General features: G+C 39.1%; 12 protein-coding genes. All 12 read right to left on the reverse strand.

All coding sequences use genetic code 11. The features are described 5' to 3' along the window. Positions 1–319: 319 nt before the first annotated feature. Positions 320–976 carry a TrkA family potassium uptake protein gene (locus ACLTU0_RS04165; protein WP_337599050.1) on the reverse strand — a complete coding sequence of 219 codons (657 nt, stop codon included), beginning with the start codon at positions 974–976 and terminating at the stop codon, positions 320–322. Between the two features lie 21 nt (positions 977–997). After that, positions 998–2,350, reverse strand: a complete 1,353-nt coding sequence (locus ACLTU0_RS04170; protein WP_412321484.1) for a TrkH family potassium uptake protein — start codon at positions 2,348–2,350, stop codon at positions 998–1,000. A 75-nt stretch (positions 2,351–2,425) separates the two neighbouring features. After that, a complete protein-coding gene (locus tag ACLTU0_RS04175; protein ID WP_412321485.1) occupies positions 2,426–3,868 on the reverse strand; it encodes a TrkH family potassium uptake protein in 1,443 nt (480 codons plus the stop codon). Positions 3,869–3,888: 20 nt separating this feature from the next. Then, positions 3,889–5,241 carry a Trk system potassium transporter TrkA gene (trkA, locus tag ACLTU0_RS04180; RefSeq protein ID WP_412321486.1) on the reverse strand — a complete coding sequence of 451 codons (1,353 nt, stop codon included), beginning with the start codon at positions 5,239–5,241 and terminating at the stop codon, positions 3,889–3,891. Further along, positions 5,238–6,227: an NAD(P)H-dependent glycerol-3-phosphate dehydrogenase gene (locus ACLTU0_RS04185; RefSeq protein ID WP_147513688.1), complete on the reverse strand. Its 990-nt coding sequence runs from the start codon at positions 6,225–6,227 to the stop codon at positions 5,238–5,240. Before ACLTU0_RS04185 ends, trkA begins: the two co-directional genes overlap by 4 nt. Next, positions 6,224–6,871 carry a glycerol-3-phosphate 1-O-acyltransferase PlsY gene (gene plsY, locus ACLTU0_RS04190; RefSeq protein WP_412321487.1) on the reverse strand — a complete coding sequence of 216 codons (648 nt, stop codon included), beginning with the start codon at positions 6,869–6,871 and terminating at the stop codon, positions 6,224–6,226. The genes ACLTU0_RS04185 and plsY overlap by 4 nt, the downstream gene beginning before the upstream one ends. Positions 6,872–6,883: 12 nt before the next feature. Next, on the reverse strand, positions 6,884–8,209 hold the full coding sequence (gene der, locus ACLTU0_RS04195; protein WP_022230761.1) for a ribosome biogenesis GTPase Der: 1,326 nt from the start codon (positions 8,207–8,209) through the stop codon (positions 6,884–6,886). Between the two features lie 12 nt (positions 8,210–8,221). Beyond that, positions 8,222–9,541 (reverse strand): DUF512 domain-containing protein, encoded by a 1,320-nt coding sequence (locus ACLTU0_RS04200; protein WP_412321488.1) that lies wholly within the window; start codon positions 9,539–9,541, stop codon positions 8,222–8,224. A 110-nt stretch (positions 9,542–9,651) separates the two neighbouring features. Further along, positions 9,652–10,905, reverse strand: coding sequence for an OB-fold protein (locus tag ACLTU0_RS04205; protein WP_412321489.1), 1,254 nt, complete (start codon positions 10,903–10,905; stop codon positions 9,652–9,654). A gap of 108 nt (positions 10,906–11,013) precedes the next feature. After that, positions 11,014–11,871, reverse strand: a complete 858-nt coding sequence (locus ACLTU0_RS04210) for an EamA family transporter (RefSeq protein ID WP_412321490.1) — start codon at positions 11,869–11,871, stop codon at positions 11,014–11,016. 25 nt (positions 11,872–11,896) lie between these two features. Further along, a complete protein-coding gene (locus tag ACLTU0_RS04215) occupies positions 11,897–13,807 on the reverse strand; it encodes an NAD(+) synthase (RefSeq protein WP_412321491.1) in 1,911 nt (636 codons plus the stop codon). 3 nt (positions 13,808–13,810) lie between these two features. After that, a partial coding sequence (locus ACLTU0_RS04220) for a replication-associated recombination protein A (RefSeq protein WP_412321492.1) occupies positions 13,811–15,023 on the reverse strand: 1,213 nt, incomplete at its 5' end.

The raw sequence follows: 15,023 nt of genomic DNA on the forward strand, positions 1-15,023 counted from the left end.
TTCTGCCTACGGGTTGTTAGTTTTTCTTTGCATCTTATTGTAGGCTGATAAGATGTTTTTACAGAAGACTCTGTTTTGACATAGTATGAAATCTTCCGAATTTTTATTATTGACTTTGTTTATTTAGATTGATAAATTTTTATCGTTATTTATTTATCAATCTTTACAACACTATTATATGAGATTGTTAAACTTTTGTCAATAGTTTTTTTGATATTTTTATTCTTTGTAAGTTTTTCATATATAATTCATTACTTTCTTGTTTAAAACAAACAAAAAAAGTATTGCATTTTCAGCAATACTTTTTATATACAGTCTTTTATATACTTTCCAATCTGTTTATCGACTCGGTATCTCCTACAAGCACGACAATATCGGTATCTTTAAATTTGTATTCGGGTTCAGGTGAAATATTCACCTTACCGCCGTTATTACTCTTTATCGCAACAATATTTACGTTATATTTTTTACGAACAGACAATTCCATAATGCTCTTGCCTATCCATGTGTTCGGTACAACAGCGTCCACAATACTGTATTCGTCCGACAATTCGATTATATCAAGCAATCTGTCAGAAACAAGTTCTATTGCGGCTTTAATGCCTGCCTCCTGTTCGGGAATTATAACATTATCCGCACCGACTTTTTTCAGTACGGTTTTGTGCATATTATCCTTTGCTTTACAGACAACCTGCTTAACTCCCATATCTTTTAGTGCAAGAGTTGTAAGTACGCTGTCCGTTATATCGTCACCGCCGATACACACGATTGCACAATCCGAGTTTTTCACTCCAAGTTGTTTTAACAAGCTTTCGTCTTTTGCGTCGGTACAAGCCGCTCTTGTTACCAAATTTGCAATAGCGTTTATTTTATCCATATTTTTGTCTATCGCAAGCACTTCATAACCCATATTAAAAAGTTGCGTTGCAACAGATGTTCCGAATCTGCCCAATCCTATTACTGTAAAAGTTTTCATAACAAATCCTTAGCCTTTCTGCTATCCGACAATGAAATTACATTCCGGATACCTTATATCATTAGTTTTTCTGATGCGAGTCATAAACACAACGCTTATAGTCATAATGCCCACTCTGCCGAAGAACATATATACAATAAGCAAAATCTTTGTAAATGTGGACGCGCTCCCCGATACACCGACCGAAAGACCGACCGTACTGTATGCCGACGCCACTTCGTATATCGAATTTATCAAATCTTGATTATCAATATAACTTATAAGCACCGAACCGCCCACAACAAGCACAAGCCACAATACAAGCAATGCCATTGCTTGAAGAATAGTCGTGTGTGCAATTCTTCTGCCGTGAATAACAACATCAGATTTGCCACGCAATACGGAAATCAAAGTCATTATTACAAGTACAGCCGTTCCGAGCTTTACGCCGCCCGCAGTCGAGCCTGAAGCGCCACCTATCATCATAAGCACCGTTCCCCAAGCCTTTGACAAGTCGGTTAAATTATTCTGTATAAGTGCGTCAAATCCGGCCGTTCTTGTTGTGACCGACTGAAAGAATGACGCCAATATTTTCTGACCGACACTTTCAGCACCGATTGTATTTATGTTGCCGTATTCAAGAATGAAATACACAAATGTACCCACGACAATAAAAAATATCTGTGCCAAAATTATTACTTTTGAATACACGTTAAGTTTTTTCCACGATTTTTTTGCGATAATATCCTCCCACACAATAAAACCCAATCCGCCTATGGCAACAAGTATCGCAAGCGTACAAAGTACAAGCGGATCGTGTCTGTATGAAAGCATACTTTTTCCGTCACCGATTATATCAAATCCCGCATTGCAAAATGCCGATACGGAATGAAATATACTAAACCACATTCCTTTAAAAAATCCGTATTTCGGTACAAAACGTATTGAAAGCACTATCGCGCCCAACAATTCTATAATTCCCGTTATATGCAAAACGTGCTTTGCAAGTTTGACTATTCCCTCAAGGCTTTCCGTACCCATTGTCTGTGCTATAAGCATTCTGTTTCTAAGTCCGATTTGTCGGTTTGAAACTATAAACACAATACAAAGTATCGTCATAAATCCCAAACCGCCGAGCTGAATTAAAAACAGTATCACCGCTTGTCCGAACAAGCTGAAATATGCACCGACATTTATAAGCGTAAGTCCTGTTACGCAAGTTGCGGACGTTGTTGTAAACAGTGCCGACAAAAACGGCGTCACAACTCTTTCTTTTGACGAAATCGGCAACATTAAAAGTAATGCTCCGACAAGGATAATCAACGCAAATCCAAACGAAATACGTCTTGCCGTATTTATTCTTTTGTGAAATAAAAATTTTCTGATAATATTCATATTTATTTGCTTTCTCCAAAAAATACTCAAAAATCACATCTTCCGATGTGATTTTCGGAGCTGTCGTCAGGCTCTTTAAGTTCGTTTCCACGCATACGGCGAAAACAATATAAGTATCGGATAAAATTCAAGTCTGCCTACAAGCATACCTATTGACATCACTATTTTTGACAATGCCGAAAAATCGGCAAAACTGCCTGTCGGGCCTACCAATCCCAATCCCGGACCAATGTTGTTCATAGTCGCAATTACGGCAGTAACCGTTGTTGTGAAGTCCTTATTATCAAAGCTGATAAGGAGAATTGACACAGCCGCAAACAACATATATACAACGAAATATCCCAACACACCGTTTACGATATTCTTTTCAACCGTTTTGCCGTCAACCTTAACCGAAAATACACTTCGCGGACTTACCGCCTTTTTTATTGAGTGAGTGGCTGTTTTCATAAGTATAATAAATCTTGTAACTTTCATACCGCCGCTTGTTGAGCCTGCACACGCGCCGACTACCATCAATAGTACAAGTATAATCTGCGAAAGCATAGGCCAACGAACAAAGTCGGCAGTTGAATATCCCGTCGTTGTCATAATTGACGACACTTGGAAAAATGAATATCTGAATGCTCTGCCAAATCCGTGATACACAGGCATAATATTAAGTGCAATAATTACCGTCGCACCTATCATCATTCCTATATACCACTTAACTTCGTCATTACTCTTTATCTGTGAGAATTTTCTTGCAATTATCAAGAAATACACGTTAAAATTCAATCCGAACAACATCATAAATATACCGATAACATAATCGATATATGCACTGTTATAATACGCAACGGAACTATTCTTTATTCCGAAACCACCTGTACCGGCTGTGCCGAATGTATGGAGCAAGCTGTCAAATACAGGCATACCGCCGAACAGCAAAAGCACAAATTCAATGACCGTAAGTGCTATATATATTCCGTAAAGTATTCTAAGTGAAAACTGCCATCTGCTTGCAAGTTTGCCTACAACAGGTCCCGGCATTTCCGCTCTCATCATATGAGTTGTTCTTGTATCCTTTGACGAAAAAATTGCCATTGCAAACGCAAGTACACCCATACCGCCGAGCCAATGGGTAAAACTTCGCCAAAAAAGCAAGCTCTTGTCAAGCGCCTCGACATTTGTAAGTATAGATGAACCGGTTGTTGTAAAACCTGACACCGTTTCAAAAAAACTGTCCACAAAACTTGGTATCTGACCGCTGATATAAAACGGCAGACAACCGATTATTGATATTACAATCCAGCCTATCGCAACGATAAACATTCCGTCACGTCCGTAAAGGCTTTTATTTTTCGGTGCTTTTGCAGATACACAAAGTCCGATTAATACGGATATTACTATCGGTATTACATACGCCAAAGCTATTGACTCACCGTAAAACAAAGACAATCCCAAAGGTGCAAGCATTGTTGCCGCAACGGCTACAAGTATTCGTCCTACGGAATATGCTATCATCCTATAATTCATATCTTTTCCTTTCGTAACCGCTATGCAAGTATATCGCCGAGTGTGGTAATATGATGTGTTGTCACAATCACAACAGTATCACCGACTTCAAGTTTACTCTCACCGTCCGGCAGTATAATCTTGTTATTTCTGAGAATTGCCGCAATCAAAACATTACGTTTCATCTTAATCTGTGAAAGCGATTTTGAAGTAAGCTCGGATTCTCTTGTAACTCTGAATTCCATAGCTTCGGCTTTATTGTTTACTATTCGGTAAAGAGTTCTCATTTCCGTATCCTTTGCCGATTTCATTGCTCTTGCGTAACCGATTATAATATTCGCGGTTATGTTTTTAGGCGTAACGATACTGTACACGCCTGTGTTTTCCATAAGCTCCGCAAACGAAAGACGGTTTACCTTTGTTACAATCTTATCGACAAATCTTGACTGCGAATACATTGATATAATCATATTTTCTTCGTCAATACCCGTCAGTGCAACAAGCGAATCAACTCTGTCAATGCCCTCTTGTGCAAGAACGTGCTTATCCGTTCCGTCGGCACACACAATATCCGCTTTCGGCAAATGCTCGGTCAATTCCTTACATCTGTTCATATTGTGTTCTATAATTTTAACCCTTATGCCGCTTTCAAGAAGCTGTTTCGCAAGATAAAACGATATTCTTCCGCCGCCGATTATAATTGCGGTTTTAACCTTTGTGTTTATAACACCTATCTCACGCATAAATTTCGCAACATCTCTGTGAGATGCGGTTATGTGAAGTTTATCTCCGCTTTCGATAACAAAATCACCGTTCGGAATATACACCTCGTTACCGCGTTGCACCGCACATATAAGAAGTTTTATCTTAAACTTTTTGTATATCTCAAAAATAGCTTTTCCGCAAAGTGCGTTATCCGAACTGATGTTAAATTCAATAAGTTCAATTCTGCCTTTTGCGAAAGTTTCTGTTTTGATTGCGGCAGGAAAACGAAGTATTCTCGATATTTCGCAAGCAGTTGCGTATTCGGGATTTACTATAAGATTTATTCCGAGAGCGTTACGCATAAAATCAAGCTGTTTAAAATATTCTCTGTTTCTCACTCTTGCAACACATCTGCCCGCACCGAGTTTTTTAGCCATAACGGTACAAAGTGCGTTAAATTCGTCATTTTCCGTAACAGCAATAAATATGTCTGCCTTGTTAGCCTCCGCCTCGCGCAAAGCTTCAAGGTCAGTACCGCTCCCGCATACGCACCTTACATCATAATCATCTTGAATTCGGTCGCAGATTTCACTTTTAATATCAATAAGAACTACGTCATCGCCCTCATAATTAAAATCCTCTACAAGCTTTCTTCCGACCTTACCGCCGCCTACTACGATTACATTCATTTTTCTTCTCTTTTCTCCCGCGTCATAAGCAATAATACCGCTTCTCTTGCATTTCTGCCATTGTACAAAATATTATAAGCTTCTTCAACAATAGGCATTTCAACATTATATTTGTGTGCCATTTCATATGCCGCCGTTGCGGTGTTTACACCCTCAACAACCATATGAACGCTTTCCAAAGTTTCCTTTAAACTCTTGCCTTGACCCAAAAGTATTCCGGCACGTCTGTTTCTCGAATGCATACTTGTGCAAGTTACAATCAAATCACCTACACCGCTAAGTCCCATAAATGTCTTTTCATTTGCACCCATAGCCTTGCCGAGTCTTGCAATTTCAGCAAGACCTCTTGTCATAAGTGCCGCTTTTGTATTGTCGCCGTAACCAAGTCCGTCACTTATTCCCGCACAAAGTGCGATAACGTTTTTAAGTGCTCCGCCAAGTTCAACACCGATTATATCGGTTGAAGTGTACACTCTGAACATATCGCCCATAAACACGTCTTGAATAAATTTAGCCGTATCAATATGCTCCGACGCAACAACATTTGTTGTAGGAAGTCCTCTTGAAACCTCTTCTGCGTGTGACGGGCCGCTCATAACAGATATATCCGCCTGCGGAATTTCTTCTTTATACACCTGTGAAAGACGTAAAAGTGTACCTTCTTCAAGTCCCTTTGATATATTTACTATTTTCTGTCCCTCTTTAACGTGCGGCGAAAGCTGTTTCGCCGTTGTTCTCGTTGCCGGTGACGGTGCGGCTGTTATAATAAGCTCCGCTCCGTCTGTACATTCAGCCATATCGTGACTGCAATAAATTGTATCCGGAAATTTCACTCCCGGCAAAAATTCTTTGTTTTCTCTGTCTTTTTTCAGTCTGTCCGTTTCTTCCTGTATCCACGACCATAAATATACATTATGTCCTCTTGAAGATAAAAGTATCGCTATGGCAGTTCCCCAACCGCCTGAGCCAATTACTGCAATTTTCATTTTACTTCTCCTTTTTTTGCTCCAAGTTTGTTTTCCGTACCGCTAAGTAATCTCTTTATATTTGCATGATGTCTTGCTATTAAAAGTCCGCCGATAATAACAACGCACACAAGCTGAATTGCATCAACGTTCTTTGTAACAATCATTTTAACGATTTCTATAACTATGTACATTGCACCGCCCAAGATTGAACCGAGCGATACATACCTTGTTACTGCCATAACCGCTATTGCAACAACAGCCACAATAAGTCCGACTTTCCAGTCAAGCATTAACACAACGCCCAGCGAAGTCGCAACGCCTTTGCCGCCTTTAAATCCGAAGTAAAGCGGAAAATTATGACCGAGAATTACGCATACACCTGCGATATAGCTTATAACAGGATATATTTCATCTGTACCCGCAATATTTTTTACAAATCTTGATAAAAGTATCACGACTATGCCTTTTAACACGTCAAGCAACAGTGTTATAACACCCATTTTCTTGCCGTATGTTCTTAGCATATTCGTTGCGCCCGCATTTCCCGAACCGCTTTCACGGATATCCTTACCGCTCAGCATTTTTGAAAGCAGTATAGAAAAATTAACCGAACCGATTAAATATGATACTATTGCCGTCAGGGCAATTATTAAATATGTCATAACTATCTCCCATTACATCTTCTTTTCATTTTTCTCTCTTACGATAAACTTTATAGGTGTTCCCTCAAAACCAAATGCCTCACGCACTTGATTTTCGATAAATCTCAAATATGAATAGTGGAACAAATCCTTCGAATTTGCGAACAAAATAAATGTCGGCGGTGCTGTTGCGGCCTGTGTACCGTAATAAACCTTTAAACGTCTGCCCTTGTCTGATGGCGGCTGTTGCTTTGCCATTGCTTCGTTTAAGACGTCGTTAAGCATACCGGTTGTAATTCTTCTCTTGTGCTGCTCATTTACTTTCTTGATAAGTTCCAAAAGCTTGTCAACTCTCTGACCTGTCTTTGCACTGATGAATATAATTTCCGCATACGACATAAACGCAAATTCTTCACGCACACGCATTGTAAAGTTTTTCATAGTCTTTGTGTCTTTAGAAACAATATCCCACTTATTAACCGCAAAAATACAAGCCTTACCCTGCTCGTGAGCATAGCCGGCAACCTTTGTGTCCTGTTCTGTAATACCCTCGTTTGCGTCAATCATAATAACGCACACGTCACTTCTGTCAACCGCCGCAAGCGAACGTACAACACTGTAACGCTCTACGTTTTCGTCAATTTTACCGCGTTTTCTCATACCGGCGGTATCTATAAACAAATACTTGTCGCCGTTCTTTTCGTAATGTGAGTCGATTGCGTCACGCGTTGTTCCTGCGATGTTACTTACAATAACTCTGTCCTCACCCAAAATTTTATTTATAAGCGACGACTTACCTGCATTAGGTTTACCGATTACCGCAACTTTAATTTCGTCCTCGTCATCTGACGTATCTGCGTCCTCAGGGAACAAGTGAGTAACTTCGTCAAGCAAATCACCTACACCCAAACCGTGAGTTGATGAAATAGCAATCGGATCGCCAAGTCCCAAATTATAAAACTCATAAAATTCAAACGGCGGATCGCCTGTATTGTCAACCTTGTTTACGGCAAGCACAATCTTTTTCTTCGCCTTTAAAAGCATTTGTGCAACGTCCTGGTCGTTTGCCGTAACACCGTCCTTTACGTTTGTCATAAGCACAACAACGTCTGCCATTTCAATGGCAAGCTGTGCCTGACGGCGCATTTGTACAAGGATTTCGTCCTTTGACGCAGGCTCGATACCGCCTGTGTCGATAAGCGTAAAGTGCTTATCAAGCCACACTGCATCAGAATAAATTCTGTCACGCGTTACACCCGGTGTGTCCTCTACTATACTTATTCTCTTTCCTGTTATCTTATTAAACAGAGTCGATTTTCCGACGTTCGGTCTGCCGACTATCGCTACCAATGGTTTCATATTCTTCTCCTTTTAAAATTCAAGTTCTTCTCCCAAGATTTTCTCAATAAATTCATATCCGTCATTTATGACAGGCTCTATCTTCACATTCAACGCTTCTTCAACGTCTGATACAGTCAAATCATCAAGAAAAATCCCGTCTTCATCTCTCAGCATACTGTGCGGAATAAGCATTATATCCCCTATAGGCTTGTCTTTAAGCTGGTCGATTATATCTCCGCCCGTGACAAGTCCCGAAACGTTTACGCCTCCGCCGAAAAAGTTGTTTTTTATCGCATAAACAGTTATCTTTACGTCTGTCTTTTCCATAAGACGTTCCGACAAACCCGTTATAAAAGATGCCGCCGCCTCACCTGTTACAAGAGTTACATTTCTGTCATACTTTTTGTTTTTCACAAGTTTAATTGCCGAATCAAATTCTTCTGCCATACTGGCAATCAATCCTACACCGTTTTCAAGCTGCGGAAAACCCTCATACACTTCTGCGTCAGGTATAGGCAATTCCGCATTCAAATAAAATTCGTCAGAAAGATAAATTAGCCTTGTTCCAAGTTTATCATACAGTTTTTTCTGCCAAGTCTCAACTTGCTTTATTGTTTGTGCGGAAGTTTCCTTTGTAAACGGTTTCAGCGGATAAAGTCCGTCACGATAGCGTGTAAGACCGACAGGAACGATTGATACACTGTTTACATTCGGGAACAGTGCCGCCAGTTCGGATATTGACCTGTCAAGTTCCTTGCCGTCATTAATTTCGGGACAAAGCACTATCTGACAGTTCATATAAATATTATTAGCCGCAAACTTTTTCATTATGTCATAGCACTTACCCGCAAAACGATTATTCAGCATTTTACATCTAAGTTCGGGATTGGTTGCCTGAACCGATACGTTAATCGGCGAGACACGCATTTTTATAAGTCTGTCTATTTCTTCGTCTGACATATTCGTAAGCGTTACATAGTTTCCCTGCAAAAACGATAATCTCGTATCATCATCTTTAAAATAAACCGTTTCACGCATACCTTTAGGCAACTGATCTATAAAACAGAATATACACTTATTTCGACAACTTTGTGCCTCGTCAATAAGTCCCTCTTCAAATTCAATACCTATATCGTCGTAATCATTTTCAACCGTTATAACTTCGGTAGTACCGTCCTTTTTCAGTATTTCGAGAGTAACTTCATATTCGGCTGTAAGATAGCGATATTCCAGTATATCGTGAAAATCGTGTCCGTTAATGCTTATCAGCTTATCCCCGACTTCAATTCCGGCATCTTCCGCGATTGAATACGGTTCTATATATTTAATTGTGGTATTAACTTTTCTCATATTTTTATCTCCGCATTATTATCCAATATGTATTATTACACAAACACAGAAAAAAATCAAGGTATTTGGCAAAAATAAAGACAGCATACGCTGTCTTTATCAAAATTTATTTAATTTACTAAAACACAATCATTTAAAATTGCACTTCCAAGACTTCGTCCTGAACATCTTCCTAAAACAGTTATAGTTTGTCCTTGCGAAACATTGGTGATTTGCGACTTGCCTTCAGAAGAAAAATATGCCGTTACACCGTCTGCCACATATCCCGCCATAAGATTTACATATGCCGTTCCCAAGAAGAAAGTTTTGTCTATATTATAAACAGTACCCGTTACCAAAAGCATTTTACCTTTATATTTGTTTTCCGCACCAACATTATTTGTGTTGAATTCCTCATATAAAGTAGATGCATTTACTTTTATAGCCTCATCAATGGCTTTTTGTCTTGCCGCTGCCGCCTCTTGTTCAGCTTTTGCTTTCGCCTCTGCCACTTTCGTTTCCGAAGTTGATTTTATCGTTTCGACTTCCTTTTTTTCTTCCTCTTTCAAGTTCATTTTCAGCAATTCATCTGCCTCGTTAAGTGAACTGTCAAAGTTTCCGGCATTAAAATTATCTCTTATATTTTTTAATTTTTCGTCAATCAATTTTCTTTCTTCTATAGCGGCTTGTGCCTTATCCTTAAATTCATCAATATTTTTACTTATACCGTACTTCTGATAAACTCCCGATATTTGACCGACTTTTTCAACAACAGCCTCATTATTGCCTTTGTCAAATTCGCCCTTTATTTCAACATATGCAGACGCCACTTTTTTAATTTCGTCCACTTGACTTATCTGTGACTGTGTAAGTTTGTTTTTCTTTAATTCATCACATTTGCCGATTATGTCCGAAACCTTTGTCACATCAGAAAAAAGTTTTGTAACTTCTTCTATTTGTGTATCATTCTTTTTTATTTCTTCGTTGCGTTTTTCATAATCAATATTTAATTGGTTGATTTCCGATTTTGTAGGATATTCGGTAGTTACATTTTTCAAGTTCGCAACAACAGATGATAACGTTTGCATATCATCTCTAATTAACGCGTCCTTACCGCTCTCATATGTACGCAAATTTTGATATTGAGACAGTGTTTTACCCTTAATCTTTTTTATCTTTGAATAATATGTAATTGCCGCTTGATAATTTCCTTTTCCGCAATTATAATTGCCCATAATAAAATTTCTGTTTGCAAACACGATTATTGCGGCAATCAATATAATTGCAATAGGTATAATTATCGCTAATTTCTTTTTATCAAATACCTTTACCCTTTCAATAACTTTATCCTTTACTTCCACAACATTTTCTGAATTAGTATCCATATCTGTTCTCCCCTTTCACGTATTGCTTTTAGTATTCTTATATATACTACATATTAGAATACATATATAATATCATAATATATACAATATTGTCAAGTTAAAGAAGAGTTAATCGTATTTTTCCGTCAAAATTACCCCTATAATAATCAAACCACCGCCGATATACTGCACCAATCCCATTGTTTCGCCCAAGAATATCGCACCGAGTATTATTGAAGTAATCGGCTCAAACGCCGATACTATTCCAGCAGTTGACGCACCCTCACAGCGTACTCCCACTTGAAAAAGCGGCACTGCTCCAAGCGTTATAATAAGTGATATAGCCACCGACAGTATCCATGCTTTATAATCCATTTTCTCAAACACCAAGCTATCAGTTGTCAAACCGAAAATATATGTGCCGATACTCATAATAATCATAAGATAAAACGTAAGTTTTATATAGTCCATTTCGTCAAGTTTGGAACGATACATATAAACGACATAAAAGCTATAAAATATTCCCGACAAAATCGCAAGTATCACGCCGATTTTATCGGCTGTATTATTAAGGTCAACAAACATAAACATTCCGAGCGTGACAAGCATAACCGCAAGAAGTTTTATCTTCTTGATTTTTTCTTTGTACACTACCGCCGAAGTTATTACTATTATAAGCGGATATATAAAATGGAGCGTTGTCGCAAGTCCTGTTGAGATATAGTCATATGCGGCATAAAGTGAAATCATTGAAAACGAGCCACCCACCACACCAAGTAGAATTATATCTATAAGCTCTTTTTTTGTAAGTTTAAACGACACTTTTCTGAAAATCATTATAAAAAATAAAAGCGGCAGCATTAGGAATGTACGCAAAAAAGTAAGCGTAATTCCGTTTGCTCCGCTTTTGTATGCAAATTTAGCCAGTATCGGTGCAAATCCGTAAATAAATGCCGATAAAATTAAACAAACTTTACTCTTTGACACCGAAATCCCTCCATAGAATAGGGCGTTAAAGTGTTTCAAGCTCCTTCGCCCAAATTTGATATGAGGCGTCGGACGGCATTCGCCAATCGCCTCTCGGAGAAAGAGCAACACTTCCTACTTTCGGACCGTCAGGCAGGCACGAACGTTTGAATTGCTGTGCAAAAAATCTTCTGTAAAATACCTTTAACCATTCAAGTATAACTTCTCTGTCGTATATCCCATCAAACGCAACTTCAGCCAATCTCAGTATCTTTGACGGTTTTGAACCAAAACGCATAAGATGATACAAAAAGAAATCGTGAAGTTCATACGGACCGACAATATGTTCGGTCTTTTGAGATATTTTTCCGTCTTTCGGCGGAAGAAGTTCGGGACTTACAGGTGTATCCAATATGTCCTGTAATGTTTTCTTCAATATATCGTTATTTGTACGTTTCGCTTCGTAATCAACAAGGTAGCGAATGAGTGTTTTCGGAACACCTGCATTAACGCCGTACATCGACATATGGTCGCCGTTATACGTTGCCCAGCCGAGTGCAAGCTCGGACATATCACCGGTACCTATTACCAAACCGCCGCTTTTGTTTGCAACGTCCATAAGAATTTGAGTTCTTTCTCTCGCCTGAGAATTTTCATATGTCACGTCATAGACATTCGGATCGTGTTCTATATCCGCAAAATGCTGATTTACTGCCGCTTTGATATTTACTTCTTTTAATGTAACACCAAGCGAATTTGCAAAATTAACCGCATTGTTATACGTTCTGTCCGTTGTACCGAAACACGGCATTGTTACCGCGATTATATTCTTTCTGTCAAGATTAAGACTGTCAAATGCACGCACAGTTACCAAAAGTGCAAGTGTCGAGTCAAGTCCTCCGCTTACACCCACAACAGCCGTTTTGGCATGTGTATGGTCAAGTCGCTTTTTAAGTCCCAGCGACTGAATTGAAAGGATTTCTTCACTGCGTTTTTCACGCTTTTTGTCGTCTGACGGAACGAACGGCTGTTTATCGACATATCGTGTTATTTTAGTGTCCCCGATATTCATATCAAGTTTTACACTCATATATTTTTCACTGCCGACTATATTATAGGTATTGCTCTTTTTTCTCTCACCCACAAGTCTTTCCAAATCAAGCTCGGTATATACACATTCGTTGTTAAATCTTTTACTTCTTGCCAAAATCGTGCCGTTTTCGGCAATCATATTATCACCTGCAAATACAAGGTCAGTCGTTGATTCGCCGTATCCCGCATCGGAATAAATATAACCGCAATAAAGTTTTGCAGACTGACTTTTTACAAGCATTTCGCGGTATTCATCTTTTGCAATAACTTCATTGCTCGCAGAAAGATTTGCTATAATTGTTGCACCTGCAAGCGCGTGGTTGACCGACGGTGGCATAGCCGTCCACAAATCCTCGCAAATTTCAACCGCAAGAACAAAATCTTCACACGCATCTGTTTTAAATAATATATTTGCACCGAACGGTATTTCTTCACCGTTTATATTCACATATGTCACTTCATTTTTACCGGCCGTAAAATGTCTTACCTCATAAAATTCGGCATAGTTTGGAATATTGAGTTTCGGAACAAGACCTTTTATGTGTCCCCCGTTTACCACTGCGGCACAATTATAAAGCGTCTGCTCCGCAACGTACGGAAGTCCGACAACGGCGGTTATATCAAGATTTTCCGTTGCTTTTGCTATTTTGATTAAGCTGTCTTTTGCACTGTCAAGCAATATTTTCTGCAAAAACAAATCACCGCAAGTATATCCCGTTATGCAAAGTTCCGGAAATACTATAAGCTTTATATTATTTTGAGCCGCGTCTTCGATTGCCTTTATTATATTTGATGTATTATAATCAGTGTCCGCAACCTTTATATCAACAGTTGCGCTTGCACATCTTACAAATCCGTCTTTCATAAATCAAATTCCTTTCTTTATTCTGTCCCAATAAACTTTTGCCGACTGTTCGGTTTTATTGTCCCCAAAATCGTAATATTTAGTGTCCATAATGTTGTTAGGCAAATATTGCTGTTTGACATAATGATTTTCATAACTGTGCGGATATTTGTACTCTGTTCCGTGACCGAGTTTTTTTGCTCCGCCGTAATGCGAATCTTTCAGATGTTCCGGTATATCGCCCGTATCCATACCCTCAATATCACTCAACGCACTGTCAATCGCCATTATTGCCGAATTTGATTTTGGTGCGGTTGCAAGTAAAATAACCGCTTCCGCAAGCGGTATTCTCGCCTCTGGGAAACCAAGCTGCAGGGCACTGTCAACACAAGCTTTCACGACCGATATAGCCTGGGGATATGCAAGTCCTATATCCTCTGCCGAAATAACCAAAAGTCTGCGGCAAATGCTCGGCAAATCACCTGCCGAAACAAGTCTTGCAAGATAATGAACTGCCGCATCCGGATCTGAACCTCTTATTGATTTTTGAAACGCACTTAAAATATCATAATGACTGTCACCGTCACGGTCGTAACGCATAGCTTTTTTTTGCGTTGCCTGTACCGCCGTGTCAAGCGATATGTGTATTTTTTTATCTTTGTTTGGCGGTGTTGCAATAAATGCAACTTCAAGCGAATTTAAAGCCTTTCTCACATCTCCGTTTGAAACGTGCGCCATATGCCGTATTGCGTCTTTGTCAACGGTTACGTCAAAGCCTTTATAATCCGATTGTTTTAATTCTTCAACCGCTCTTTCAAGTGCCTTTTCAATCTCGCTCGGTTCAATCTGTTTAAATTCAAACACAACACTTCTCGAAAGCACCGCATTATACACATAAAAATACGGATTTTCCGTTGTACTTGCGATAAGCGTTATCTTGCCGTTTTCCATAAATTCAAGCAAAGACTGTTGTTGTTTCTTATTAAAATGCTGTATTTCGTCAAGGTACAGCAATACTCCGTCCATTGCCAAAAAGCTGTCAAGCGTTGATACAATATTTTTTATATCCGCAACGGACGCAGTTGTCGCATTAAGTCTATGCAAAGTTTTACCCGTTTTTTGAGCGATTATGTTTGCAATGGTAGTTTTACCGACTCCGCTCGGACCGTAAAATATCATATTCGGTACTTCGTCATTTTCGATTATGTTTCTTAAAATTTTTCCTTCACCTATAAGG

Source organism: Hominilimicola sp., assembly GCF_046972485.1.
Taxonomy (GTDB): Bacteria; Bacillota; Clostridia; order UBA1381; family UBA1381; genus Hominilimicola; species Hominilimicola fabiformis.